Source organism: Azospirillum tabaci (genome assembly GCF_014596085.1).
Taxonomy (GTDB): domain Bacteria; phylum Pseudomonadota; class Alphaproteobacteria; order Azospirillales; family Azospirillaceae; genus Azospirillum; species Azospirillum tabaci.
In genome coordinates this window covers 481493-505022 of record NZ_JACCJY010000001.1, presented here as the reverse complement: position 1 = coordinate 505022, position 23530 = coordinate 481493, and the positions used below count along the sequence as shown (strand labels likewise).

Annotated in this window: 25 protein-coding genes and 1 tRNA gene; 13 read left to right on the top strand and 13 right to left on the bottom strand. The window is 69.3% G+C overall.

Going from position 1 to position 23530, the window contains the following annotated elements:
• The first annotated feature begins 138 nt into the window (after positions 1-138).
• Positions 139-987 carry a DUF4743 domain-containing protein gene (locus tag H0B54_RS02465; RefSeq protein WP_188259086.1) on the top strand — a complete coding sequence of 283 codons (849 nt, stop codon included), beginning with the start codon at positions 139-141 and terminating at the stop codon, positions 985-987.
• 10 nt (positions 988-997) lie between these two features.
• On the opposite strand, the gene H0B54_RS02460 is transcribed toward H0B54_RS02465, so the two are convergent.
• The 3 genes from H0B54_RS02460 to H0B54_RS02450 all read right to left on the bottom strand — a co-directional run bounded on the left by H0B54_RS02460 (position 998) and on the right by H0B54_RS02450 (position 3830).
• Complete coding sequence (locus H0B54_RS02460; protein ID WP_188259085.1) at positions 998-2560, bottom strand: hybrid sensor histidine kinase/response regulator; 1563 nt, start codon at positions 2558-2560, stop codon at positions 998-1000.
• Positions 2561-2727: 167 nt separating this feature from the next.
• Positions 2728-3579, bottom strand: a complete 852-nt coding sequence (gluQRS, locus tag H0B54_RS02455; RefSeq protein ID WP_188259084.1) for a tRNA glutamyl-Q(34) synthetase GluQRS — start codon at positions 3577-3579, stop codon at positions 2728-2730.
• 83 nt (positions 3580-3662) lie between these two features.
• Positions 3663-3830, bottom strand: coding sequence for a hypothetical protein (locus H0B54_RS02450; protein ID WP_014241314.1), 168 nt, complete (start codon positions 3828-3830; stop codon positions 3663-3665).
• Between the two features lie 334 nt (positions 3831-4164).
• Between H0B54_RS02450 and H0B54_RS02445 the strand changes: the two genes are divergently transcribed.
• Together H0B54_RS02445 and H0B54_RS02440 are read left to right on the top strand one after the other, a co-directional pair.
• Entirely contained in the window at positions 4165-4728 is a 564-nt protein-coding gene (locus H0B54_RS02445; RefSeq protein WP_094301906.1) for an HNH endonuclease, read from the top strand.
• Positions 4729-4755: 27 nt separating this feature from the next.
• Positions 4756-4941 (top strand): DUF1289 domain-containing protein, encoded by a 186-nt coding sequence (locus H0B54_RS02440; RefSeq protein ID WP_211109119.1) that lies wholly within the window; start codon positions 4756-4758, stop codon positions 4939-4941.
• A gap of 21 nt (positions 4942-4962) precedes the next feature.
• On the opposite strand, the gene H0B54_RS02435 is transcribed toward H0B54_RS02440, so the two are convergent.
• Both H0B54_RS02435 and H0B54_RS02430 read right to left on the bottom strand, forming a co-directional pair.
• Complete coding sequence (locus H0B54_RS02435; RefSeq protein WP_188259083.1) at positions 4963-5577, bottom strand: demethoxyubiquinone hydroxylase family protein; 615 nt, start codon at positions 5575-5577, stop codon at positions 4963-4965.
• On the bottom strand, positions 5574-6083 hold the full coding sequence (locus H0B54_RS02430; protein WP_246472223.1) for a disulfide bond formation protein B: 510 nt from the start codon (positions 6081-6083) through the stop codon (positions 5574-5576). Before H0B54_RS02430 ends, H0B54_RS02435 begins: the two co-directional genes overlap by 4 nt.
• Positions 6084-6238: 155 nt before the next feature.
• Here H0B54_RS02430 and H0B54_RS02425 point away from each other — a divergent pair.
• The 3 genes from H0B54_RS02425 to H0B54_RS02415 all read left to right on the top strand — a co-directional run bounded on the left by H0B54_RS02425 (position 6239) and on the right by H0B54_RS02415 (position 7409).
• Positions 6239-6325, top strand: a tRNA-Leu gene (locus tag H0B54_RS02425).
• A 138-nt stretch (positions 6326-6463) separates the two neighbouring features.
• The gene (locus H0B54_RS02420; protein WP_188259081.1) at positions 6464-6859 is read left to right on the top strand and encodes a (R)-mandelonitrile lyase; all 396 of its coding nucleotides are present in this window, start codon (positions 6464-6466) and stop codon (positions 6857-6859) included.
• A gap of 157 nt (positions 6860-7016) precedes the next feature.
• On the top strand, positions 7017-7409 hold the full coding sequence (locus H0B54_RS02415) for a c-type cytochrome (RefSeq protein ID WP_014241321.1): 393 nt from the start codon (positions 7017-7019) through the stop codon (positions 7407-7409).
• Positions 7410-7424: 15 nt separating this feature from the next.
• On the opposite strand, the gene H0B54_RS02410 is transcribed toward H0B54_RS02415, so the two are convergent.
• Positions 7425-8012, bottom strand: coding sequence for a PQQ-dependent catabolism-associated CXXCW motif protein (locus tag H0B54_RS02410; RefSeq protein ID WP_211109118.1), 588 nt, complete (start codon positions 8010-8012; stop codon positions 7425-7427).
• A gap of 427 nt (positions 8013-8439) precedes the next feature.
• Between H0B54_RS02410 and H0B54_RS02405 the strand changes: the two genes are divergently transcribed.
• From H0B54_RS02405 to H0B54_RS02395, 3 genes are read left to right on the top strand one after another with little or no spacing between them, the layout of a single operon-like run.
• Positions 8440-9426 (top strand): ABC transporter substrate-binding protein, encoded by a 987-nt coding sequence (locus H0B54_RS02405; RefSeq protein WP_188259079.1) that lies wholly within the window; start codon positions 8440-8442, stop codon positions 9424-9426.
• Positions 9426-10184: an ABC transporter permease gene (locus H0B54_RS02400; protein ID WP_188259078.1), complete on the top strand. Its 759-nt coding sequence runs from the start codon at positions 9426-9428 to the stop codon at positions 10182-10184. The genes H0B54_RS02405 and H0B54_RS02400 overlap by 1 nt, the downstream gene beginning before the upstream one ends.
• The gene (locus H0B54_RS02395; RefSeq protein ID WP_094301897.1) at positions 10075-10884 is read left to right on the top strand and encodes an ABC transporter ATP-binding protein; all 810 of its coding nucleotides are present in this window, start codon (positions 10075-10077) and stop codon (positions 10882-10884) included. Before H0B54_RS02400 ends, H0B54_RS02395 begins: the two co-directional genes overlap by 110 nt.
• A gap of 775 nt (positions 10885-11659) precedes the next feature.
• Here the strand turns inward: H0B54_RS02395 and H0B54_RS02390 are convergent.
• The 6 genes from H0B54_RS02390 to pedF form a co-directional block, all read right to left on the bottom strand.
• Positions 11660-12325 carry a response regulator gene (locus tag H0B54_RS02390; protein ID WP_014241328.1) on the bottom strand — a complete coding sequence of 222 codons (666 nt, stop codon included), beginning with the start codon at positions 12323-12325 and terminating at the stop codon, positions 11660-11662.
• A gap of 226 nt (positions 12326-12551) precedes the next feature.
• A complete protein-coding gene (locus H0B54_RS02385; RefSeq protein WP_188259077.1) occupies positions 12552-14303 on the bottom strand; it encodes a methanol/ethanol family PQQ-dependent dehydrogenase in 1752 nt (583 codons plus the stop codon).
• Positions 14304-14575: 272 nt separating this feature from the next.
• Positions 14576-15508, bottom strand: a complete 933-nt coding sequence (locus H0B54_RS02380) for a quinoprotein relay system zinc metallohydrolase 1 (RefSeq protein ID WP_188259076.1) — start codon at positions 15506-15508, stop codon at positions 14576-14578.
• A complete protein-coding gene (locus tag H0B54_RS02375; protein ID WP_188259075.1) occupies positions 15505-16305 on the bottom strand; it encodes a quinoprotein dehydrogenase-associated SoxYZ-like carrier in 801 nt (266 codons plus the stop codon). Before H0B54_RS02375 ends, H0B54_RS02380 begins: the two co-directional genes overlap by 4 nt.
• Before the next feature lie 136 nt (positions 16306-16441).
• Positions 16442-17302, bottom strand: coding sequence for a substrate-binding periplasmic protein (locus tag H0B54_RS02370; protein WP_188259074.1), 861 nt, complete (start codon positions 17300-17302; stop codon positions 16442-16444).
• The gene (gene pedF, locus H0B54_RS02365; RefSeq protein WP_137139197.1) at positions 17299-17742 is read right to left on the bottom strand and encodes a cytochrome c-550 PedF; all 444 of its coding nucleotides are present in this window, start codon (positions 17740-17742) and stop codon (positions 17299-17301) included. The genes H0B54_RS02370 and pedF overlap by 4 nt, the downstream gene beginning before the upstream one ends.
• Before the next feature lie 264 nt (positions 17743-18006).
• On the opposite strand from pedF, the gene H0B54_RS02360 reads away from it, so the two are divergent.
• From H0B54_RS02360 to H0B54_RS02345, 4 genes are read left to right on the top strand one after another with little or no spacing between them, the layout of a single operon-like run.
• A complete protein-coding gene (locus H0B54_RS02360; protein WP_188259073.1) occupies positions 18007-19194 on the top strand; it encodes an ABC transporter substrate-binding protein in 1188 nt (395 codons plus the stop codon).
• 39 nt (positions 19195-19233) lie between these two features.
• Positions 19234-20202, top strand: a complete 969-nt coding sequence (locus H0B54_RS02355; protein ID WP_188259072.1) for a PQQ-dependent catabolism-associated beta-propeller protein — start codon at positions 19234-19236, stop codon at positions 20200-20202.
• Between the two features lie 4 nt (positions 20203-20206).
• Complete coding sequence (locus H0B54_RS02350) at positions 20207-20947, top strand: ABC transporter ATP-binding protein (RefSeq protein WP_188259071.1); 741 nt, start codon at positions 20207-20209, stop codon at positions 20945-20947.
• On the top strand, positions 20944-21753 hold the full coding sequence (locus H0B54_RS02345; RefSeq protein WP_188259070.1) for an ABC transporter permease: 810 nt from the start codon (positions 20944-20946) through the stop codon (positions 21751-21753). Before H0B54_RS02350 ends, H0B54_RS02345 begins: the two co-directional genes overlap by 4 nt.
• A gap of 28 nt (positions 21754-21781) precedes the next feature.
• Here the strand turns inward: H0B54_RS02345 and H0B54_RS02340 are convergent, their stop codons facing one another.
• Positions 21782-23446, bottom strand: coding sequence for an NAD+ synthase (locus H0B54_RS02340; protein ID WP_188259069.1), 1665 nt, complete (start codon positions 23444-23446; stop codon positions 21782-21784).
• Positions 23447-23530: the final 84 nt, after the last annotated feature.

Here is a 23530-nt window from a genome sequence, read left to right as displayed (position 1 = left end):
AATCGCCACGGGCGGGTCCGGCGGCGGGTCCGGCGGCGGGTCCGGCGGCTGGCCCAGCGGCTGGCCCAAGGGCTGGTTGGGAACGGTTCACGGAAGAACGGTTGCATGGCGGGGGGCGCTGCGGCTACACGGAGTCACATGAGCTTCCTCGACCACATCCGCGCGTGCAACGCGCACGACCTCTCCGGCTTCCGTCCGTTCGAGCTGGAAGGGCATCGCCTCGGCTGGGTCCGCCACGCGCTGGCCGAGCAGCTTCCCGGCGTCGATCCGGGCTTCGTCGTCACCGCCGATCGGGTGACGCTGGTCCCGGAGGTCCGCGATTTCGAGGCGCGGTCTTCCGTGCTGGCGCACGCCGCCCAGTTCCTCGTCGAGACGGGGGCGGTCACCGCCCTGCGCGGCGAGTTCTACCCGGTCATGCCGAGCTGGGGGGCCGAGCCGCTGATGCGCATCGACCGCGCGGCGGTGGCCCAGTTCGGCATCTCCGCCTATGGGCTGCACGTCAACGGCTTCGTCCGCCAGCCGGACGGCGGCCTCTCGCTGTGGGTCGGGCGCCGCGCCCGCGACCGCGAGGTGGCGCCGGGCAAGCTCGACAACCTGATCGCCGGCGGCCAGCCCATCGGCCTGACGCTGGCGGAGAATCTCGTCAAGGAAGCGCAGGAGGAGGCCGGAATCGACGCCACCCTGGCGTCCCGGGCCGTTCCCGTCGGGGCTGTGACCTACCGCATGGAGACGGAGGCCGGGCTGAAGCAGGACACCCTGTTCCTCTACGACCTGGAACTCGACGCCGATTTCGTCCCGCGGAACAGCGATGGCGAGGTCGAGCGGTTCGAGCTGTGGCCCCTCGACCGCGTCGTGGAGTCGGTGCGCGAGACGACGGACTGGAAGTTCAACGTCCCCCTTGTGGTCATCGACTTCCTCGTCCGGCACGGCCGGCTGACGCCGGATGAGCCGGACTATCTGGAGATTGTCAAGGGCCTGCGGCGCTGAGGGCCAGGCATCACTCCGCCGCGGCGCGCGCCCGCGCCTCCTCCAGGTGGGACGACAGCTCGGACAGGGTGACCGGCTTGTGCAGGACGGTGAAGCCGCTGCGCCGCGCCTCCCGGATGCGGTCGGGGCTGGTGTCGCCGGTCAGCAGGATCGCGGGGATGGGTTCCCCAACGAAGGCGTGGATGTCTCGGATCGCGTCCACCCCCGTCCGACCGTAGCGCAGGCGGTAGTCGGCGATGATGACGTCGGGAAGCCGCTCCGCCCCGTCGAGCTGGCGCAGCGCCTCTTCCCCCGACGCGGCGGCCAGCACGTCCCACCCCCACTGCTCCAGCACCAGCCGGAGGCTCTGCAGGATCAGCTCCTCGTCGTCGATGATCAGGGCCAGGGCACCGGGCCGGTCCAAGGACGGCATCGCGCGTTCCGTCCCGTTGGGATTCCAGGAAGCGTGCAAGGGAACCTCCACCGTAAAGCATGTGCCCCGCCCCGGACGCGACCGCACGCGGACCGGCAGGCCGAGCAGATGCGACAGCCGCTTCACCACCGCTAGCCCGAGGCCGAGGCCGCGGCTTCGGTCGCGTTCGGCGTTTCCGAGCTGGACGAACTCCTCGAAAATCTCGTCGAGCTTGTCGGCAGGGATGCCGACGCCCGTGTCGGCCACCTCGATGCACAAAATCATGCCGCGCCGACGGCAGCCGAGAAGCACGCCGCCCGACGCCGTGTAGCGCACCGCGTTGTCGAGCAGGTTGCGCAGCAGCCGTTCCAGCAGGATGGCGTCGCTGCGGACCTGAGCCTTGAACGGGCGCACCCGCAGCTTCAATCCCTTGGCGGTCGCGCGCGGACCATAATCGGCCTCCAGCCGCTCCATCATCTCGGCCAAGGCGAAGGGCGCCATGTCGGGCGATACGATCCCGGAGTCGAGCCGGGCCACGTCCAGCAACGCATCGAGCAGGCCGCGCATCGCCTCGACCGCCCGGTTCATCGTCTGGACCAGCGGCAGTTGCGGATGGTCGGACAGCCGCTCCGCCAGGACCGCGCCGAACAGGGTCAACGACTGGGCGGGCTGGCGCAGGTCGTGGCTGGCGGCGGCCAGGAAGCGCACCTTGGCTTGGCCGGCGCGCGCCACCTCGTCCCGCGCGGCGCGCAGGCACTCCTCCTGCCCGCGCAGCCGCGCCTCCGCGCCCATGCGGCGGCTGGCGTCCGCCGCGGTCATGACGATGTCCGCCGGCTGTCCGCCGCACTCCGCCGGAAGCGGCACCAGCGCAATGTCGAGCCAGTTTCCGTCACCCGTCAGGGTCAATTCCTGGACCACGCCCCGGCCCGCCGCGGCCACCGCCTGGGCGAAGCGCTCCGCCGCATCCTCCCGGCCGCCCCAGACGAAGGCGCTGACCATGGGTTGACCGATCAGCAGATCTTGCGGGCATCCGATGGCACGCTGCATCGCCGCGTTGAGATCGGCAATGCGCCCCTGCCGATCGAGCAGGGCAATCGCCACGCCGATCGTGTCGAAGACCCGCCGCAGTCCGGCGGGGTCGGCGGAACAACGCTCGTCCTCCGCCTTGTCCTCCTCTCGCATCGCTTGCCTCCTTCGGATTGCAAGCCGGCCAACCGTTTGCCGCCAACCGTTGGGATGGGCAAACAATCGGTCGCGATCAAAAGATACGCGCAAGAGGAAGAAGATTCCAGGCGACCCGCCTCAAACGGATAGTTTGCTAATCTTTGTAATACACAGTTGGTGGTAGATCATAACTCTTCCGGAAAGCCGGCCAAAGCGCGCACCGCCGCTGCCGTTTGACCCGATTCCCGAAGGGATCGCAAGGTCTTGGCGTTGTCGCGCTTGGCAAGACGCTCACCCCGTTCATTCACCAGCAAAGGGTGATGGCTGTAATCGGGATGATCGACTCGAAGGAGTTCTTGGATCAGCCGATGCACGTGAGTCGCGAAAAAGAGGTCCTCGCCGCGGGTGACGAGCGTCACGCCCTGGAGATGATCATCCACGGTGACCGCCAGATGGTAGCTCGTCGGGGCGTCCTTGCGGGCCAGGACGACGTCACCCAAGATGCCCGGGGTGGCCTCCTGCCAGCCGCGCCGCCGGTCATGCCAGCGCAGCGGCCCGGTCATGGCCATCGCCTTTTCCACATCCAGGCGCAAGGCATAGGCGTCGCCTGCGGCGACGCGATCCTGCCGCTCCATGTCCGACAGGCCGCGGCAGGTGCCGGGATAGAGCGGACCGTCCGGCCCGTGCGGCGCATGGCCGGCGCGGGCGATCTCGGCGGCGATGTCCTTGCGGGTGCAGAAGCAGGGATAGATGGCGCCCATGCCGCCGAGCCGCGCCAGCGCGGCGCGATAATCCTCCAGATGCTCCGACTGGCGGCGCACCGGCTCTTCCCAGGTCAGGCCCAGCCAGGCCAGATCCTCGCGCAGATCGCGGTCGAATTCCGGACGGCAGCGCTGCGGGTCGATGTCCTCGATGCGCAGCAGGAAGCGCCCCCCGGCCTTGCGGGCGGCGGTCCAGCCGAACAGAGCGGAATGGGCGTGCCCGAGGTGGAGATGGCCGGTCGGGCTCGGCGCAAAGCGGGTGACGACATCGGTCATTCCCGCCTTATACCCCAACCGCGCCCGGCCTGCATGTGGGACGGCGGGCGCTGCGGACGGGGAAGGCTGACCGCCGTGATAGGTCAGATGTAAGGATTGTCCTTGATCGGCTCGACCGGGATGTCCTCACCCTCCAGATACATGGCAAGGCGGCGGCGCAGTTCGCGGTCGAAGGCGTCGATGCGGCGCTGACGGTCGCGCTCCTCGCGCTCGGCGCGTTTCTCGGCAAGGTCGATGATCGTGGCGCTCATGGATGTTCCCTTTGAAAGCGTCCCCCGGAAGGCGCCGCCACCATCTCAGAGCATGGTTAACGCACAGTAACCACGATGTCGGAAAATGCACGATGCGGGCGTCACAACCAAATGTCACAGGCATCACCATGGTCGCCCGGAAACGTCCGGCCCATGTCCATCGAAAGGGTTACAGGACCGTGAAGAAATGACGCAGTGCGGCGCGACATATTGAGTTCGAAGCACAGATCATCTATGTATCTGGTGTTCCGGTCACCCGGCGGCGTGTCGTCCCGCATTGGGGGAACGGAACACCAGAAAGGTTCCAGACACGTCTCAGATAAGGGAGTGGCCATTGGCTCCACCACCCGATCACTGTCCGGCCCTGGTGCTGAACGCCGACTTCCGGCCGCTCAGCTACTTCCCTCTGTCGCTCTGGTCCTGGCAGGAGGCGGTCAAGGCCGTCTTTCTGGACCGGGTGAACATCATCTCCGAATATGACCGCGTCGTCCGATCCCCCACTTTCGAGATCAAGCTGCCGAGCGTCATTTCGTTGAAGGAGTTCATCCCGGCGACGCGGCGGCCGGCCTTCACCCGATTCAACGTCTTCCTGCGCGACCGCTTCACCTGCCAGTATTGCGGCCACCACTTCCCCACGCAGGAACTGACCTTCGACCACGTCACCCCACGGTCGCGCGGCGGGCGCACCACCTGGGACAACGTCGTCACCTCCTGCTCGGCCTGCAATCTGGCGAAGGGAAACAGGCTGCCGCACAGTTGCGGCATGATCCCCCTCAGTCCCCCCTTCCAGCCGAGTGCCTACCAGCTTCAAGAGAACGGACGTGCATTCCCGCCAAACTTCCTTCACGAAAGTTGGCGGGATTTTCTTTATTGGGACACCGAACTCGATCCGATGTAGAAACGCCGCGATCGGGAGGGCTGGACCATGGAGAATTTGGGCGTGGACAATTTGGGCGTGGACGAGGACGAAAACCCCTGCGTGGGCATCTGCGTCATCGGCGAGGATGGCTATTGCGAAGGCTGCGGGCGGAGCGAGGACGAGATCTACGGCACGCCCCCCGCCCCGACGCCCGCCCCGGCCGTGACCGGAGCGGACGTCAAGGCCGGCTGAGTCCGCTCCGTCGGTCGCCGATCACACCCGCTCGGCCACCCAGATGACCGCCTTGGTGCCGGCTTTGATGGCGGCGGACAGCACCGGGTAAGCCGGGGCCTGCTCCGCGCCGTTGAGCAGGCCGATGTCGCGGTGCTCCACCTCCTCCGCCTGGAACTTGAGGATGGAGGTCTTCAACTCCTCCTCTTCCGGGCCTAGGTGCTTCAGCTGCGCCTCGTAATGGCCGTCGATGACCTGCTCGACGGCCACGGTGCAGGCCATGGCCGCCCGCTCGCCCATCACCGCGGTCCCGGCACCCAGCAGGAAGCCGGCGACGTGCCACAGCGGCTGCAGCACGGTCGGGCGGACTTGGCGGGCGACGAGCTGCTTTTCGAAGTACTGGAGATGCTCCAGCTCCTGGTCGGCCATGTGGCGCAGGGTCTTGGCGTGCCGCCCCCGGCCCATGACGGAGAGCTGGCCTTCGTAGATGCGCTTGGCCCCATACTCGCCGGCGTGGTCCACGCGGACGATCCGCGCCAGCCGCTGTTCCGGAGTCGGGTCGCCGGGCAGGCGTCCGCGCGGGCGGAGCCGGGGCGGGCGCGACTCGCCGGCGGACGGAGCGGAAGCGGTGGCGGCAGTGGCGTCGAGCGGTGTCATGCGAAGGTCCTGGAAACCGAGGTCCGGATGTAGGCGGCGCGGGCCGCCGCGAAGGCGAAGGCGGACAGCGCGAGCGAAATCACGACATTGTAGCCCGCCATCGAAATCCCGAACAGCGACCACGCCACTTCGTCGCAGCGGGTGACCGGCGCGGCGAGCACCTGGGCGCGCAATTCCTCCAGAGTCTGGGGAGCGCGTCCGCTGGCGCCGCAGGCCGAGGTGCCGGCCCACCAATGCTGCTCCACCCCCACATGGTAGGCGGCGATCCCCGCGCCGGCCAGCAGGGCCAGCCCGCTCGCCACCAGCAGCGCGTCGCCCAGCCCGCGCCACTGGCGGAACAGCAGGGTGACGATGCCGAAGGCCATCACCGCCCCGTAGGGCACGCGCTGCCACAGGCACAGGACGCAGGGCTGGTAGCCCAGCGCGAACTGGAAAAACAGCGCGGCGGCCAGCACGCCGGCGCTGGCGATGGCCAGCAGCCCGGCGGTGTAGCGCGGATCGTCCATGGGGAAGCGGTTCATCATGCGGGTGAGATTAGCGCGCCCCACAGGCTTAGGCCAGACACGCCGACGCATCCGCACAAAACACTTTGTCCCAGGGCCATTTCCCCTCTATATAGCGGGCACCGGTCGCCGCGAGCGCCGGGTCCGGCAGGCACCGTGCGGGCGTGGCGGAATTGGTAGACGCAGCGGACTCAAAATCCGCCGTCCTCACGGATATGTCGGTTCGAGTCCGACCGCCCGCACCACCCTTTCTCATGTGCTTGCTCTCCGGACCGCCTCTCCGGACCGCCGCGGGGTCACATCCGCCCTCCCCTCCTGTTTCTGCCAGATCCAGTTTCTGACAAGCAGCCCCGGACCGGGGATGATGACCGGAGGAATAGACCATGCAGATCACTCGGGTTGGCGCGCAGCCATCCGTCACCGGACCGGCTGACTGGTTCACCGGCACGGTCCGCATCGACCCCCTCGTCCAGGCCAACGCTCCGGCCCGCACGGCGGCGGCCAGCGTCACCTTCGAGCCCGGCGCCCGCACGGCGTGGCACACCCATCCCCTGGGTCAGACCCTGATCGTCACCGCCGGCTTCGGCCGGGTCCAGCGCGAAGGTGGCCCCATCGAGGAAATCCGCCCCGGCGACGTCGTCTGGTTCCCCCCCGGCGAGAAGCACTGGCACGGCGCGTCGCCGACCATGTTCATGACCCACATCGCCATCCAGGAGCAGCTGGACGGCAAGGCCGTCGACTGGATGGAAAAGGTCACCGACGAGCAGTACGGGGCGTGAGGCGGCGGGACCACTCCGTTCCGCGCCCAAAACCTCATTGCGTTTGCGGGCTTGTTCCAAAGTCCAATTCGGCGGCCCGACCCAGCCACTTAAAATGCGCGGCATCGACCGCCGCCGCGACCGGCGCCGCGGAGTTTTGGCTGGGGAGCCATCTCACATGACCGTTTCCAGATTCGTCATCGCCGCCGCCCTCCTGCTCGCCGCCGGCACGGCCAACGCCGAAAGCGGGCCGCAGCCCAAGACGGCCGAGGAGGCCGCCGGCAAGCAGATCTTCCACCAATGCGCGGCCTGCCACTCGCTGGATTCCAGCAAAAACGCCTTCGGCCCGAGCCTGTACAACGTGGTCGGGCGCAAGGCCGGTTCGATCCCGCGCTTCGACTATTCCAACGCGCTGAAGACGTCCAACATCACCTGGACCGAGGACAACCTGCGCCACTGGATCGCCGGCAACGACAATTTCGTGCCCGGCACTCGCATGCGGCACGTCGCCATCACCGACCCGGCGGAACAGGACTATCTGATCGCCTTCCTGAAGTCGCTGAAGCAGTAAACACCGGCAAGCCGGTTACGGTGCGGCGACCGGAACCGGCTTTCCCTCCTCGATCGGCAGACCCGCCTCGGCCCAGCCGTCCGCCCCGTCGCGGTACCAGAGGACGCGGCGGTAGCCCATCTCCAGGGCGCGCTTGCCCGCGTTCCACGACATCCAGCAATCCGCCAGACAGTAGAACAGCAGGCCGCGCCCGCGGTCGCCGCCGGTCAGCCGCTCCAGGTTGGACCGGAAATAGCCGTCCAGCTCCGGCGTCAGCGCGCCGAGCCCGACGTTGGGCAGCCAGACGCTGCCGGGGATCTGCGGAAAGGGCTTCGGCACCAGCCAGGGACCGCCGGGCAACGTGCTGCGGTCCAGCTTCATCACGTTGATGGGAAGAGCCGCACCCGACTCCACCAGCGCGCGGGCCTGCACCGTGTCCACCGTCTCGGCCCCGGGCAGCGATGCCGGGGTCGGCGACCGGTATTCGGTCATCCGGTAGCCGTCCGGCACCGGGACCGCGTCCGCCGCGGCGTCTCCCGCCGGCCCGGCCAGCAGGAGCGCCAGCCCGGCGGCGCCCAGCCATCCTGCGCGCACCACGTTCCCTCCCCCATTGTTCTGTGGCATCCACGAAATCCCCCCGTGCCCGACAGGGTCAAGTTGCCCGATAGTCGAATACCGGGGACCGGTGGACGGGGCCTAAGCTCAGTGTTCGCCATCGTGGGATTCCCGCGTTCCGCTGCGCCACCGCACCGCAGAGGCCTGCCTTGCAAACGACCGCAGGACGCATCATCATCAGGCCAGGGAGACAGGAGATTTGCCCCTCCTGTCTCCCGGCCCGATCCTTAGCGGTTCAGGAGATCAAGGATGTCCTTGATCACCCGAAGCAGCAGGATCAGGAGAGTGAGGATTTTCTCCATCCTCGACGCCTCCTTGTGATGGGACACGTTATGATGGGACACGGGCGGTGGCCGATCCGCCGCCCAGTCCACCGCGCAACCATGACGCGGCCCAACCTTCACACAAATGCAATTTTTGACGCAGGGGCGGAGCCATGCGCCTGATGTCCCTCGTCCGGCTCCTGTTGGTCCTGGCGCTGGTCTGCATCGCCTCCGTGGCGCGTGCGGCGGACCGGCCCGCGGTGACCATCGGGGTGCTGAAATTCGGCACGGTCAGCTGGGAGCTGGACGTCATCCGCCACCACCGGCTGGACGAGGCCGCCGGCTTCGAGCTGAAGCTGATGGAGCTGGCGAGCGGCCAAGCGGCACAGATCGCCCTGCAAGGCGGGGCGGTTGACATGATCGCCAGCGACTGGCTGTGGGTGGCCCGCCAGCGCGCGGCGGGGGCCGACCTGACCTTCATCCCCCATTCCGCGGCGGTCGGCGCGCTGATGGTGCCGGCGGCCTCTCCCATCGCCTCCGTCGCCGACCTGAAGGGCAGGCGCATCGGCGTCGCCGGAACCCCCATCGACAAGAGCTGGCTGCTGCTGAAGGCGCTGGCCCGCGACCGCTACGCGCTCGACCTCGACGCCGCGGCGACGCCGGTCTTCGCCGCCCCGCCCTTGCTGAACCAGATGGCCACGACGGGGGAGCTGGACGCGGTGCTGAATTTCTGGCCCTACGCCGCCCGTCTCCAGGCGGCGGGGATGCGGACGGTCATCGGGGTGGACGGGATGATGCGGGACCTCGGCCTGTCGGCCCAGGTGCCGGCGGTCGGCTTCGTCTTTCATGAGGGCTGGGCCAGGGCCAACCCGGCGGCGCTCGACGCCTTCGTCGCCGCCTCGCGCAAGGCCAAGGCGATCATGGCGCGATCCGACGCGGAATGGGACCGGCTGCGCCCGCTGATGAAGGCGGAGGACGAGGCCACCTGGGCGGCGCTGCGCGACCAGTTCCGCGCCGGCATCCCCACGCGCTGGACGGAGGAGGAGCGGGAGGCCGCCGCCAAGCTCTACGGGCTGATGGCTAAGCTCGGCGGGCGGGAGCTGGTGGGCAACGCCATGGCCCTGCCGGACGGCACCTTCTGGCCGGGAGTCCATTTCTGATGCCGTGGCGGCGGCTGGCCCCGGTCCTGTCGCTGGCTCTGCTGGTCGGGCTGTGGGCCGTCGCCGCGGAGCTGGCGGCCAGCCGCAGCCTGCCCGGCCCCGCCGCCGTGCTGTCGGTCCTGGTCCGCGAGGCGGCGGACGGCGCGCTGTTCCATCACCTGGGGATCACGCTGGCGCGCATGGCCGCGGCCTTCGTCATCGCCATGTCCATCGGGTCGGCGCTGGGCATCCTGCTCGGCCGCTCGGCCACCGCCGACCGGCTGTTCGGGCTGTGGCTGACCGTGTTCCTGAACATCCCGGCGCTGGTCGTGATCGTGCTCGCCTATGTCTGGTTCGGCCTGACCGAGGCGGCGGCGATCGGCGCGGTCGCCGTCAACAAGATCCCCAACGTCGTGGTCGTCCTGCGCGAAGGGACGCGCGCCATTGACGAGCAGTATGTCGAGATGGCGCGGACCTTCCGCATGGCGCGGTCCGACGTGCTGCGCCACGTGCTGCTGCCCCAGCTCACCCCCTACTTCGCCGCGGCGGCGCGGTCCGGCCTTGCGCTGATCTGGAAGATCGTGCTGGTGGTCGAGCTTCTGGGCCGCAGCGACGGGGTGGGATTCCAGATCCACCTCTACTTCCAGATGTTCGATGTGGCCGGCATTCTTGCGTACACCGTCGCCTTCGTGGCCGTCGTCCAACTTCTCGAACTCTGCGTCCTGCAGCCCGTCGAGCACCGGCTCACCCGGTGGCGGCCGGTGCGCGCTGAGGCTTGAGATCCGCTCCAAGCGCTTCGCCGGGCGGGAAGTCATCCGCGGCCTGTCGCTGACGGCCGCGCCGGGGGAGTTCCTGGCCTTGGTCGGCCCGTCCGGCTGCGGCAAGACGACCGCGCTGACCATCGCCGCCGGGCTGGACCGGGATTTCGAAGGAACCCTCGACTTCGGCGGGCCGGAGCCGGTGCTCGGTTGCGTCTTCCAGACACCCCGCCTGCTGCCCTGGCGCACGGTGCGGCAGAACGTGGCGCTGGTGCTGCCCAAGGCCCGGCGGAGCGACGGGACGGTGGAGCGCTGGCTGTCCGCCATGGGACTGGAAGCGGTGGCCGACGAATACCCGGCCCGCCTGTCCGGCGGCATGGCGCGACGGGTGGCCCTGGCCCGCGCCTTCGCGGTGGAGCCGGGCCTGCTGCTGATGGACGAGCCCTTCGTCTCGCTGGATGAGCCGACGGCGCAGCGGATGCGCGCCCTCCTTGCAACGATGCTGGAGCGGTCCCCGGCCACGGTGCTGTTCGTCACCCACAATCTGCGCGAGGCCATCCAACTGGCCGACCGCATCCTGGTGATGGCCCCCGGCCCGACGCGGGTGGCGGCGGAGGTGCCGCTGGAAACGCCCCGCGCCCGACGCGACGACGCGCTGGTCGAGCGCGTGCGGGCGGAGCTGCTGGCCCGGCCCGATCCGGCTTTCCGGCTGCTGGCCTGACTCTTTCGCCGAAACTGTGAAGCGGCTCACACCCGCCGCCGTCCACCCGGCGCAGTCTGTCCCGCTGAGGTGAAACCGGCGGAGACGACGATGCCCACCCTGTTCCTGCCCCTGTTCCTGCCCCTGTTCCTTCTGGGCGCCGGCTTGGCGCTCCTGTCCGGCGCAGCGCACGGCGGGGAGATCGTGATCCTCGACTCGCACGGCCACGGCCCCAACCACGCCGACCGGACGCGCGATCTGGCGATCATCGGCGATTCGGTCACCGGGTCCTCCATCGTCATCATCGAACGGACGACGCGCGACGAACAACTCGGGCGGCGCGACCCCGGCCTGGAGGCCCGGCGCGCCGTGCGCAAGGCGGAGGCGAAGCGGCGCAGCAAGGACAAGGACTGGTCGGATTGGGGAGAGTTCGACGGCCACGCCCTGGATGGCTTCGGGTGGCTCGACGGCCCGGTGCCGCTCGGCTTCGGGCGGGGCGACCCGGGACAGGAGGCGGCGCGCGCCGCCGCGGACGCGCGGCGGATGCGGAACCGAGAGCCAAGCCCCCGCAAGGCTACCGCCATGGGCCCCCCCCCCCTCCCCCCCCCCCCGCGCCGGGATGCGGGCCCTGCCGGCGTCAGGCGGCCCTTGGCCGCCGAGAGCCCCGGGAGAGGGTGCCCACGCAGTGGGCGGGTGAGGGTCGTGCGAGGACCAACCCCCCAATCCTTGGCGGCACCCTCACCCTTCCCGCGCTTCGCGCGGGCCCCTTCCCTCTCCCGGGGCGGGAGAGGGAGCCTCAGATGCCGAAGCGGGCCTTTTCCAGTTGCAGGCGGTTGGCGAAGACCACGGCCTGGGTGCGGCTGTAGACCTTCAGCTTTTGCAGGATCGCCGAGACATGGGCCTTCACGGTGGTTTCCGTGATGCTCAGCTCATAGGCGATTTCCTTGTTCAGCTTGCCGGTGCCCAACATCTCCAGCACGCGGAGCTGCTGCGCCGTCAGGGTGGACAGGCGACGGGCGATCTCCGCCGTTTCCTCGTCCTCCGCCGCGGCGCCCTCCTCGACCGAGGCCGGCAGATAGACCTCCCCGGCCAGGATCTGGCGCAGCGCGCCGGCGATGGCGTCCCGCGGCGTCGATTTCGGGATGAAGCCCGCGGCGCCGCAGCGCACCGCCTCCAGCATCACCTTGCGGTCCTCGTGCGCCGAGACGACGGCGACGGGGATGGCCGGGAAGCGGCGGCGCAGGGCGATCAGCCCGGTCAGTCCGTTCATGCCCGGCATGTTGAGGTCGAGCAGGACGAGGTCCGGCTCCCCCTTGCCGCCGTGCATGGAGTCGAGGATGGAGATGGTCTCGTCCAGGCAACCGGCCTCGTGGATCTCCTGCGCTTGGCAGGAATAGAGGACGGCGCTGCGCAGGGCGTCGCGCACCAGCGGATGATCGTCCGCAATCAGAATTCGGCTCATGGCGTGGTTCCCACGCTCATCGTTTCGGGGCGTTTCCGGGTGTGATCATGCCGGACCGCTCAAGAATGCGCAAGGACGGGAACGGGTATTCTCCAAAACAGCCGATCGTAGGCAATTCCGTTCCAAATCCCGCTTCAAATCCCGCTTCAAGCGGTCCGCAAGAAAAGACGGCCCGAACCCTTCGGGCCGCCCTGTCCTGGTCCGGTCACGGCACAGGGTTTCCCCGTCAGGCCTTCGGCAGCTTGAAGACCCAGAGGGAACCGCCCTGGTTGATGTCCTTGACCAGCTTGGCGACGTCGCCGCCCCACAGCGGCACCGCACCACCCCAGCCGGAGACCACGGCCACATACTGCTCGCCGTCCTGTTCCCAGGTGACGGGGGAGCCGACGACGCCGGAGCCGGTGTTGAACTTCCAGACCTCCTTGCCGGACTTGGCGTCGAACGCCTTCAGATAGCCCTCCGGCGTGCCGGTGAAGACGAGGTTGCCGCCGGTGGTCAGCACGCCGCCCCACAGCGGCGCCGGGTTCTTGTATTCCCAGACGATCTTGCCGGTCTTCGGGTCGATGGCGCGCAGCGCGCCGATGTAATCGTCATACAGCGGCTTGATGGTGAAGCCGGCGCCCAGATAGGCCGCACCCTTCTTGTAGGTGATCGGCTCGTTCCAGATGTCCATGCCCCACTCATTGGCCGGGACGTAGAACAGCTCGGTCGCCGGGCTGTAGGCCATCGGCATCCAGTTCTTGGCGCCGAGGAAGGCCGGGGCGGCGAAGACCGAGTTGCCCTTCTCCGCGCCGACCGGGGTGCCCGGACGGTTGTCGTCGTTGTAGACCGGCCGCCCGGTCTTCACGTCGATCTCCTTGGCCCAGGTGATCTTGGTGACGAAGGGCGAGGCGCTGAGCAGCTTCCCGTTGGTGCGGTCGAGCACGTAGAAGAAGCCGTTGCGGTCGGCCTTGGCGCCGGCCTTGATGGTCTGCCCGTCCTTCTTCAGGTCGAAGGACACCAGCTCGTTCACGCCGTCGAAGTCCCAGCCGTCGTGCGGCGTGGTCTGATAGTGCCACTTGATGTCGCCGTTGGCCGGGTCGATGGCCAGGGTCGAGGAGGTGTAGAGGTTGTCGCCCGGACGCAGGTGCGAGTTCCAGGGGGCCGGGTTGCCGGTGCCGAAGAACAGCGTCTTGGTCTCCGGGTCGTAGGTGCCGCCCAGCCAGGTGGCGCCGCCGCCGGTCTTGTAGAGATCGCCCGACCAGCTGGCGTTCATCACGCCGGTCATGGTCGATTCCTTGCCATTGAGGGTGCCCATGTTGCCCTCGATGGTCGGGCGCTGCCAGACCAGTTCGCCCGTCTCGGCGTCGCGCGCCTCGACCATGCCGATGATGCCGAACTCGCCGCCGGAATTGCCGGTGATGACCTTGCCGTCGACGATCAGCGGCGCGGCGGTCGCCGAATAACCGGCCTTGTAGTCCTCGATCTTCTTCGACCAGACGACCTTGCCGGTGTCCTTGTTCAGCGCGACCAGACGGGCGTCCAACGTCGCGAAGTAGATCTTGTCCTTGTAGAGCGCGGCACCGCGGTTCACCACGTCGCAGCAGGGCATGATGCCTTCCGGCAGGCGGTGGTCGTATTGCCACTTCTTCTGCCCGGTCTTCACGTCCACCGCGTAGAGGCGGGAGTAGGAGCCGGTGACGTAGATCGTGCCGTCATGGATGATCGGCTGCGACTCCTGCCCGCGCTGCTTCTCGCCGCCGAAGGAGAAGGACCACACCGGCACCAGACCCTTGACCGTGTCCGGGTTCAGCTTGTCGAGCGGGCTGAAGCGCTGCGCCTGGAGGCCCATGCCGTAGGTCAGGACGTCGCCCGTCGACTTGGCGTCGTTCAGCAGGTCGTCGTTGCTCGGCCCTTCAGCGGCCAATGCGGGGCCGCTCAGGCCAAGGCCGGCGGCCATGGCGCTCGCAAGCAGGCAGGTGCGGAAGAGACGCTTCATGGTGCGGATACCTCCCAGGGGAATGGACAGCCGGAGTCGTGGGCAGAGATCATGTGCAGACGAATTGGCGGAACCCGCCTGCTTCGTCCGCCCGGCCTCGGCTTCTTTTCGGAACATTCAGGGGTTCGACGCGGGGCGACGCGGTAAAGCGAAGCCCGTATCCTTTTGACAGTAAAGCAGTTTACCGGCGTCCCGGATGGGGTCCATTGGCAAATAGTAGGATGGGCGGAGCGTTCTGCTGGTGGACGAGAACCGTTTCATTACGAACGGCCTCAATTCACCCGCGGCAACACGGCCTTCTCGATCCGTGGCCAGAGATGCGAGACGGAGCGCCGGTACTCCTCGCGCAGCACGCCCATCCCGGCAAACCGCTCGGGGATCGGCGCGTCGAGCAGCTCGGCCATGTCGGCCCCGGCCTCCGCCCGCTCGCGCAGGCTGCGGTCCAGCCAGCTCAGCCAGTCGCGGGTCTGGGCGATGGCCGCCTTGTCGGTGCGGATGCGCCCGTGGTTGGGCACCAGAACCGTCACCTCCAGCGCGTCCAACGCATCCAGCGCCTCCAGCCATTGTCCGATGTCGGCGTGGGGCGTCGTCGGCGTCCGGTCGGAGAAGACGACCCCGCCGGCGAACAGAACGCCCGTCGTCTCGTCCAGGATGGCGAGGTCCGCGGCGGTGTGGCCCTCCAGCGGGATCAGCCGCAGCCGGTGCGCGCCGAAGACGACGGTGGAGCCGTAGACCGTCTCGGTCGGGACCAGCGGCTCGGTGCCGCGCATCCAGTCGCCGACGAGGCGGTACATGTTCTCGGTCATCCCCTGTCCCTCGGTCTTGATGCCCTCGATGGTGCCGGGGAGGGCGGCGATGGGAACGTCGGCGAAGGCGCGGTTGCCCAGCCAATAGTCGGGGTGCAGGTTGCTGACGAAGACCTTGCGGATCGGCTTGTCGGTGACCGTGGCGATGGCCGCGCGCATCTCCTCGCCGAAGCGGCGCGACGGGCCGGTCTGGATCACGATCACCCCGTCGTCGGTCACGATGAAGCCGGGGTTGAGGATGTTGCCGCCGTTGCCGCGGGTGAAATGCTCCCGCGTGCCTTCGAAGACCCAGGTGTCCGGCGCGATGGCGACGGGCTTCAGGTGATAGCTCAGCGGGCCGGCGGCCCAGCCGGGCGCGGCGGAGATGATCAGCAGGAGAAGGGCGACAAGCGCTCTCATGGCAGCGCTCCTTGGACCCAGGGAAGCGGGATGGCCGCCTTGACCTCGCCGCCCTGGTTGTCGCGCCCGTCGAGCGTCAGGCTGCGCGCGCCTGCTCCGGGCTGCACCTCCAGCGTGAAGACGGGGTTCTCCGACAGCGGCTCCGCGGTCTGCAGCCGGGCCAGCGCACGCCCGTCAGCGTCGCGCAGGGTCAGCGCCTCAATGAAATAGGCGGGGATGCCGGCGACCAGCCCTGTGTCCATGGGGTGGCGGACGAGAAAGCGGACGCGAGTCGCCTTGTCCTCACCGACAGGCGCCCAGGCGCGGCCCTGCACCTCCCCCACATGGTCGGCCCAGTCGGCGGCGGCGTAGGTCGCGGGCGGCGCGGTGCAGCCGCCCCCCGCCGCGTCGAGCAGCTTGCCGCCGATGTGCCAGACGCCGTCCGGCGTGCGGGCGGCGGCGCGCAGCGGTGTGGCCTGCTGCACCTTGAAGCGCGTGGCGATCACCGGCCTCGCCGCCAGCGGCTGGAAGCGCAGGATGACCGGGAAGGGGTTGAGGTCGGCGAACAGCACCATCTCCTCCACCGCGCCGAGCGCCGTGGCGTCGGCCATCACCGGGACGGCGGCGGCGTTCTCGGCGTTGTCGGGGGCGGTGACGGTCACCCGGTCGTCGAACTGCACGGGGGCCGTTCCGAACAGCTCCGGCCGCAGCACGTCCCACATGACGGAGGCGAGCGGGTCAGCGGGGTCCGGCGGGCCGGCCAGGGCTGGGTTGGAGAGCGCGGCCAGGAGCGCCGCAGCGGCGAGATGGCGGTTCATGGCGGCTTTCCCCCCTTGCGTCGTTGTTCTTGCGCGCCCTTCTGCCCCCACCCTGACCCTCCCCCGCTTCGCAGGGGAGGGAATCAAGCTCCTCCCCCTGCGAAGCGGGGGGAGGTTGGGAGGGGGGCAAGTGCTGTCACTCCACCGGGATCGCGTTGTGCGTCACCCCATGCGTCCGGAAGATCGCCGGCAGTGTCCCGTCCTCCAGCATCGCGGTCACCGCGTCGCCCACCGCGTAGGCGAGGTCGCGGGAGTTCTCCTTCACCGCCATGCCGATGTCCCAGTTCGACGCCATCATGCCGGGGAAGGTCACCGGGGTGATCGGGAAGCCGGCGGCGCGGTCGCCCAGCGCGGCCTCCACCTGGCTCTGCGTCGCGACGACGGCGGCGACGTCGCCCTTGACCAGGGCCTCGACCGCCTCGGGGATCGTCATGTAATGGACCAGCCGGTCGCGCAGCCGCCCGCCGAAGGCCCCCAGCAGGTAGAAGTCGGGGATGCTGTCGATCTCCACCCCCACCGGCTCGTCGGGCAGGGAGGCCAGCATCGGCTGGGTCATGCGCATCGGGTTGCGGGCCAGCGCGAAGCCCTCCCGTTGGTAGGGGCCGAACAGCACGGCCTCCGGGTTGCGCAGCCCGAACTCCTTCTGATAGGGCACATGCATCATCACGTCGGCCACGCCACCCCCGACGACCGGGCCGCGCCACACCGCGTTGCGCAGGTCGTCCGACACGGTTTCCCCGGCGGTCAGCTCCATGAACTCGACGCCGACGCCCAGCCGCCCGGCGATGGCGCGGGCGATGTCCACGTCCACACCGACCAGGGCGCCGCCCTTGCGGTGGGAGAAGGGCGGGTTGTCGCGATAGACCGCGACCATCAGCCGCCCGGCGGCCACCACGTCGTCCAACGGGCGCGCGCCGGCGCGCCGGGGGAGAACCCCGGCGGCCAGCGCGGCGGCGGCGAAGGACAGCAGGTGGCGCCGCGTCGGAAACGCCGTCATTCCTCGTGCACCGTCTCCAGCCACGACCGGATGGCCCACAGCGCCTCCTGGCCCAGCGCCTCGCCGAAGCGCGGCATGTAGGTGACGCCGTTGCGGATCGAACCGTTGATCACCCGCTCCTTGAACCACTCGTCGCCGGTGTCGCCCTTGTCCAGATAGCGCAGGTCCGGGGCGATGCCGCCCGACACCGCGCCCAGCCCATGGCAGCGCGCGCAGTTCTGGTTGAAGGCGGAGGAGCCGATCTCGATCGCGCGCGGGTTGCCGCGGTAGGGGTTCGCGTCGCGCCATTCCTCGCCCAGCTTGTCGAGGCCGGTGGTGTCCACCGCCTGGGGGGTCACGTCGCCGTGGGCGAAGGCCGCCGTGGGGACAACCGTGGAGGCGACGGCGGCCGCGCCGGTCAGGATACCGGCCATCGCAAGCCGGAGAAGCCGTGCGTTCATAAGGGGCGTCCTCATTCAGAGAAGATGCGAAGGGAGCGTTGTCCGTTGCCCCGGAGCATAGCGGGCGGTCCGTGCCGCCAATAATTGGACTTTGGTAGCAACCGTGCGTGGAGCCCGCCGCGATCGGACCGAAACGCCATTTTCCGCCCGCGCAATCGTACCAAAGTTGCATTCCGGGACGCCGCCCGGCGGGGATACCCTGGCCTCCCGAAACCAAGCGAGTGCAAACCCGCGATGCGTTTCAGCCTTTGGTTACCCTCCTTGATGCAGATCGCCTTGCTGGCCGGCGGGCTGTGCGCCTCGCCGGCCGCCTTTTCGCAGGAGGCGGCGCCCGTGGACCTGCCCACGTCGAACATGGCGACCGTCCGCATCGCCTACCTGACGCAGGAGGTCGAGCATCCCCCCGCCCTGTCCAACCTCGACGAACCGCCCGCCGACGAAGGGCTGGCCGGCGCCAACCTCGCCGTGGCCGACAACAACTCCACGGGCCGCTTCCTCAAGCAGCGCTTCGAGCTGGAGGCGGTGACCGTCCCCATCGATGGCGACCCGGCGCAGGCGTTGCGCGACCTCGCCGCCGCCGGGCACCGCATCGTCGTTCTGGATCTGCCCGGCGAGACGCCCGGAGCGCTCGCCCGCCTGCCCGAGGCGGCGAACCTGCTGCTGTTCAACGCCGGTTCGACCGACGACAGCCTGCGCAACGCGCTGTGCGCGCCCAACCTGCTGCACACGGCACCCGACCGCGCCATGCTCGCCGACGCGCTGGCCCAGTATCTGGCGGTCAAGCGCTGGACGAAATGGCTGCTGATCGTCGGCACCCGACCCGAGGACCGGCTCTACGCCGCCGCGGTGAAGCGGGCGGCCAAGCGCTTCGGCGCCGAGGTGGTCGAGGAGAAGACCTGGAGCGAGGACCACGACGCCCGCCGCACCGCCCAGGCCGAAATGCCGGTCTTCACCCAGGGCAAGCGGCACGACGTGGTGATCGTCGCCGACGAGATCGGCGACTTCGGCGACTACGTCCTGTACCGCACCTGGGAGCCGCGCCCGGTCGCCGGCACGCAGGGCCTCGTGCCCACCAACTGGCACCGCGCCCACGAGGCGTGGGGAGCGGCGCAGCTCCAGTCCCGCTTCAAGGCCGCCGCCCAGCGGACCATGCTGCCCCGCGACCACGCGGTCTGGGCGGCCATCCGCGCGGTGGGCGAGGCGGCGACGCGCACCCGCTCCACCGATCCCGCGGCGCTGGCCGCCCACATCCGCGGGCCGGACTTCACGCTGGCCGCCTTCAAGGGCGTGCCGCTGTCCTTCCGCAGCTGGGACGGACAGCTCCGCCAGCCGGTGCTTCTGGCCGCCGACCGCTCGCTGGTGTCCGTCTCGCCGCAGGACGGCTTCCTGCATCCTAGGACCGAACTCGACACGCTGGGCCATGACCAGCCCGAAACGGGTTGCCGCCGCTGACCTTCCCCAACCGCTTCCGCCGATAAGGACGCCGCCCAGATGACCACCGCCCGCTCCCTTCTCCTCGCCGCGCTGCTGGCCGGCGGCACCCTGCCCGCCCTGGCGGAGACCGTCTATGTCTCGAACGAGAAGGACAACACCCTCTCCATCATCGACGGCGCGACCCTGACGGTGACGGAGACGGTGAAGGTCGGGCGGCGCCCCCGCGGCATCACGCTGAGCGCGGACGGCAAGCATCTCTACATCTGCGCCAGCGACGACGACACGGTGCAGGTGATGGACCTCGCGACGAAGAAGATCCTGCACAACCTGCCCTCGGGCGAGGATCCGGAGCTGTTCGCCCTGCATCCCGACGGCAGGCAGCTGTTCATCGCCAACGAGGAGAGCAACGTCGTCACCATCGTGGACGTGCCCAACCGCCGGGTCGCCTATCAGGTCGATGTCGGGGTCGAGCCGGAAGGCATGGCGGTCAGCCCCGACGGCAAATGGGCGGTGAACACGTCGGAGACAACGAACATGGTCCATTGGATCGACACGGAGAAGCGCGCCGTCGTCGACAACACGCTGGTCGACTCCCGCCCGCGCTACGCCCAGTTCAGCAAGGACGGCGGCCGCCTGTGGGTGTCGGCGGAGATCGGCGGCACCCTGTCGGTGATCGACACGGCCAACCGCAAGGTGGCGCAGACCATCCGCTTCAAGATCAAGGGCGTGCCCCAGGACCGCATCCAGCCGGTGGGCATCAAGCTGACCGACGACGGGCGCTACGCCTTCGTGGCGCTCGGCCCGGCCAACCATGTCGCGGTGGTGGACGCCCAGACCTTCGCGGTGAAGGACTATCTGCTGGTCGGCCGCCGCGTCTGGCAACTCGACCTGTCGCCCGACCAGAAGCGGCTCTACGCCACCAACGGCGTGTCGGGCGACGTGTCGGTGGTCGACGTGGACAGCCTGAAGGTCGTCAAGTCGATCAAGGTCGGGCGCTACCCCTGGGGCGTCGCGGTGAAGGGCTGATGGGATGGGAACGCCCGCGCTGTCCATCGAGGGGCTGAGCTACGCTTACGGGCGCGGGGCCTTCGCGCTGAAGGACGTGTCGCTGGCGGTCGGGGCGGGGTCCTTCACCGCCCTACTCGGCCCCAACGGGGCGGGCAAGACGACGCTGTTCGCCCTGGTCACCCGCCTGTTCGAATCGCCGGGCGGCACCATCCGCATCGGCGGCGTCGATCTGCGGCGGGAGCCGGCCAGGGCGCTGGGCCGCATGGGGGTGGTGTTCCAGCAGCCGACGCTCGACCTCGACCTGACGGTGCGGCAGAACCTGCTCTATTTCGCGGCCCTGCACGGCATCCCCCGCCGCACCGCCGAGGCGCGGGCGCGCGAGTCGCTGGAGCGGCTGGGCATTGCGGAGCGCATCGGCGAGACGGTTCGGGCGCTGAACGGCGGCCACCGCCGCCGCGTGGAGCTGGCCCGCGCCCTGCTGCACGAGCCGGCCCTGCTGGTGCTGGACGAGCCGACCGTCGGGCTGGACGTCCCGGCGCGGCGCGCCATCGTCGAGCATGTCCACGCGCTGTGCCGGGAGCGCGGCATCGCCGTGCTCTGGGCAACCCACCTGATCGACGAGATCGGCGACGGCGACCGAGTGGTGGTGATCCACCGCGGCCGGGTCCGCGCCGCCGGGCCGGTGACGGAGGTGAACCGCGCGACCGGGGCGGACTCGCTGACCGAGAGCTTCACCCGGCTGACCGCGAAGGAGGCGGCGTGACGGCTTTTGCTCATTACGCCCGCGCGCTCGGCGGGATCGTCGGGCGCGAGGTGCTGCGCTTCGTCCACCAGCGGGAGCGCTTCCTGTCGGCGCTGGTCCGCCCACTGCTCTGGCTGTTCGTCTTCGCGGCGGGCTTCCGCGCGGCGCTGGGCATCGCCATCACCCCGCCCTACGAGACCTACATCCCCTACGAGGTTTACATCGTCCCCGGCCTCGCCGGGATGGTTCAGCTGTTCAACGGGATGCAAAGCTCGCTGTCGATGGTCTACGACCGCGAGATGGGCAGCATGCGGATGCTGCTGGTCAGCCCTCTGCCCCGCTGGTTCCTGCTGACGGCGAAGCTGCTGGCCGGGACGGCGGTGTCGATCCTCCAGGTTTATGCCTTCCTCGCCGTCGCCTGGCTCTACGGGGTGCAGGCGCCGCCGCTCGGCTACCTCACGGTTCTGCCGGCCCTGGTGGTCAGCGGGCTGATGCTGGGCGCACTGGGCATGTTGCTGTCCTCGGCCATCCGGCAGCTGGAAAATTTCGCGGGCGTGATGAACTTCGTCATCTTCCCGACCTTCTTCCTGTCCACCGCGCTCTATCCGCTGTGGAAGATGCAGGAGGCGGGGGAGCTTCTGCACTTTCTGTGCACCGTCAACCCCTTCAGCCAGGCGGTCGAGCTGATCCGCTTCGCGCTGTATCGGGAGGTGAACCTGCCGGCGCTGGGCTGGACGCTGCTGGCGCTGGCGGTGTTCCTGGGCGGCGCGGTCTACGGCTACAACCCGGCGCAGGGCTTCCTGGCGCGGAAGACCGGCGGAGAGTAGGAGGACCCTGGGGCGGGTGCCACCGCCCTCACAGGATGCTGCCGAACCCGTTGGTGATCGGGTAGCGCCGCTCGCGGCTGAACTGCCGCCGGGTGATCTTCGGGCCGGGAGGCGCCTGGCGGCGCTTGTATTCGGCCAGATGCAGCATGCGCCAGACCGCGTTCACCACCTCCGGCGCGTGGCCGCGGGCGACGATCTCCGCGACGCCCAGATCCTCTTCGATCAGACAGCGCAGGATGTCGTCCAGCGCGTCGTAGGGCGGCAGCGTGTCCTGGTCGGTCTGGCCGGGGCTCAGCTCCGCGGTCGGCGCCTTGACGAGCACCCGCTCCGGCACGACACGGCCCGCCGGGCCGAGCGCCCCCTCCGGCACATGCGCGTTGCGCCAGCGCGCCAGCGCGTAGACCGTCGTCTTGTAGACGTCCTTCAGAACAGCGAAGCCGCCGCACAGATCGCCGTAGAGCGTGGCGTAGCCGACCGACATCTCCGACTTGTTGCCGGTGGACAGCACCATCGGGCCGAACTTGTTCGACAGCGCCATCAGCGTCACGCCGCGGGACCGGGCCTGGATGTTCTCCTCCGTGACGTCCGGATCGCGCCCCGCGAAGGCCGGCCGCAGCATCCGCTCGAACGCCTCCATCGCCGGCACGATGGGGACGGTGTCCAGTCGGCAACCGAGCAGTTCCGCCGACTCCGCGGCGTCGTCCTGGCTCTCCTGAGCGGTGTGGGGCGATGGCATCATCACGCCATGCACCCGCCCGGCGCCCAGCGCGTCCACCGCGATGGCCGCCGACAGCGCCGAATCGATGCCGCCGGACAGACCGAGGATGACTCCGGGAAAGCGGTTCTTGGTCACATAGTCGCGCAAGCCCAGCACCAGCGCCGCGTAGATCGCCTCCAGCTCGTCCGGCGGGGCCACGCATTCCGTTTCGGCACAGCTCCAGACATCGTCTTCGCCGCGCTCCCAGCGGGTGATCAGCAGATGTTCGGCGAAGGCCGGGGCCTGCGCGACCAGCCGGCAATCGGCGCCCAGCGCGAAGCTGGCGCCGTCGAAGACCAGCTCGTCCTGCCCGCCCACCTGATTCACGTAGAGCAGCGGCAGGCCGGACTCGGTGACCCGCCGAACGGCGAGCTGCACGCGCTGGTCGTGCTTGCCCAGCTCGAACGGGCTGCCGTTGGGGACCACCAGGATCTCTGCCCCGCTTTCCGCCAGCGTCTCGATCACGTCGGTGGACCACATGTCCTCGCAGATCGGAACGCCCAGCCGCACGCCGCGGACGTTGATCGGGCCGGGCAGCGGGCCGGGGACGAAGACGCGCTTCTCGTCGAAGACGCCGTAGTTCGGGAGGTCCACCTTGAAGCGGATCGCCGCGATCCGCCCGCCGTCGAGCAGCAGGGCGGCGTTGTGGCGTTTGTCGCCGTCGCGCCAGGGCGCGCCGACCAGCAGGGCCGGGCCGCCGTCCGCCGTCTCGGCGGCGAGTTCACGCACCGCCTGCTCCACCACGTCCAGAAAGAAGGGCTTCAGCACCAGATCCTCCGGCGGGTAGCCGGTCACCGCCAGTTCCGGGCAGACCATCAGATCGGCGCCGCGCGCGGCGGCCTCCGCCCGCGCGTTGCGGATGCGGTCGATGTTGGCGGTGACGGCGCCGACGGTCGGGTTGATCTGGGCCAGCGCGATGGAAAGGTGGTCGGTCATGGCGGCGTCGTCCGGTGAAGCGGCGGATCCGAGACACCGTAACAGCCGGAGGCCGGGGGCGGAAGCGGCGCACGGCCGCACAGG

Bases quoted from the DNA above. Each gene is read 5' to 3' on its own strand.
- pedF (WP_137139197.1), bottom strand. From the start codon at position 17,742: ATGAACGCACGGCTTCTCCGGCTTGCGATGGCCGGTATCCTGACCGGC.
- H0B54_RS02435 (WP_188259083.1), bottom strand. From the start codon at position 5,577: ATGACACCGCTCGACGCCACTGCCGCCACCGCTTCCGCTCCGTCCGCC.
- H0B54_RS02350 (WP_188259071.1), top strand. From the start codon at position 20,207: ATGGGAACGCCCGCGCTGTCCATCGAGGGGCTGAGCTACGCTTACGGG.
- H0B54_RS02460 (WP_188259085.1), bottom strand. From the start codon at position 2,560: ATGCGAGAGGAGGACAAGGCGGAGGACGAGCGTTGTTCCGCCGACCCC.
- H0B54_RS02380 (WP_188259076.1), bottom strand. From the start codon at position 15,508: ATGAGAGCGCTTGTCGCCCTTCTCCTGCTGATCATCTCCGCCGCGCCC.
- H0B54_RS02390 (WP_014241328.1), bottom strand. From the start codon at position 12,325: ATGAGCCGAATTCTGATTGCGGACGATCATCCGCTGGTGCGCGACGCC.
- H0B54_RS02405 (WP_188259079.1), top strand. From the start codon at position 8,440: ATGCGCCTGATGTCCCTCGTCCGGCTCCTGTTGGTCCTGGCGCTGGTC.
- H0B54_RS02420 (WP_188259081.1), top strand. From the start codon at position 6,464: ATGCAGATCACTCGGGTTGGCGCGCAGCCATCCGTCACCGGACCGGCT.
- H0B54_RS02355 (WP_188259072.1), top strand. From the start codon at position 19,234: ATGACCACCGCCCGCTCCCTTCTCCTCGCCGCGCTGCTGGCCGGCGGC.
- H0B54_RS02360 (WP_188259073.1), top strand. From the start codon at position 18,007: ATGCAGATCGCCTTGCTGGCCGGCGGGCTGTGCGCCTCGCCGGCCGCC.
- H0B54_RS02450 (WP_014241314.1), bottom strand. From the start codon at position 3,830: ATGAGCGCCACGATCATCGACCTTGCCGAGAAACGCGCCGAGCGCGAG.
- H0B54_RS02340 (WP_188259069.1), bottom strand. From the start codon at position 23,446: ATGACCGACCACCTTTCCATCGCGCTGGCCCAGATCAACCCGACCGTC.
- H0B54_RS02430 (WP_246472223.1), bottom strand. From the start codon at position 6,083: ATGGACGATCCGCGCTACACCGCCGGGCTGCTGGCCATCGCCAGCGCC.
- H0B54_RS02465 (WP_188259086.1), top strand. From the start codon at position 139: ATGAGCTTCCTCGACCACATCCGCGCGTGCAACGCGCACGACCTCTCC.
- H0B54_RS02415 (WP_014241321.1), top strand. From the start codon at position 7,017: ATGACCGTTTCCAGATTCGTCATCGCCGCCGCCCTCCTGCTCGCCGCC.
- H0B54_RS02400 (WP_188259078.1), top strand. From the start codon at position 9,426: ATGCCGTGGCGGCGGCTGGCCCCGGTCCTGTCGCTGGCTCTGCTGGTC.
- gluQRS (WP_188259084.1), bottom strand. From the start codon at position 3,579: ATGACCGATGTCGTCACCCGCTTTGCGCCGAGCCCGACCGGCCATCTC.
- H0B54_RS02385 (WP_188259077.1), bottom strand. From the start codon at position 14,303: ATGAAGCGTCTCTTCCGCACCTGCCTGCTTGCGAGCGCCATGGCCGCC.
- H0B54_RS02410 (WP_211109118.1), bottom strand. From the start codon at position 8,012: ATGCCACAGAACAATGGGGGAGGGAACGTGGTGCGCGCAGGATGGCTG.
- H0B54_RS02370 (WP_188259074.1), bottom strand. From the start codon at position 17,302: ATGACGGCGTTTCCGACGCGGCGCCACCTGCTGTCCTTCGCCGCCGCC.
- H0B54_RS02375 (WP_188259075.1), bottom strand. From the start codon at position 16,305: ATGAACCGCCATCTCGCCGCTGCGGCGCTCCTGGCCGCGCTCTCCAAC.
- H0B54_RS02440 (WP_211109119.1), top strand. From the start codon at position 4,756: ATGGAGAATTTGGGCGTGGACAATTTGGGCGTGGACGAGGACGAAAAC.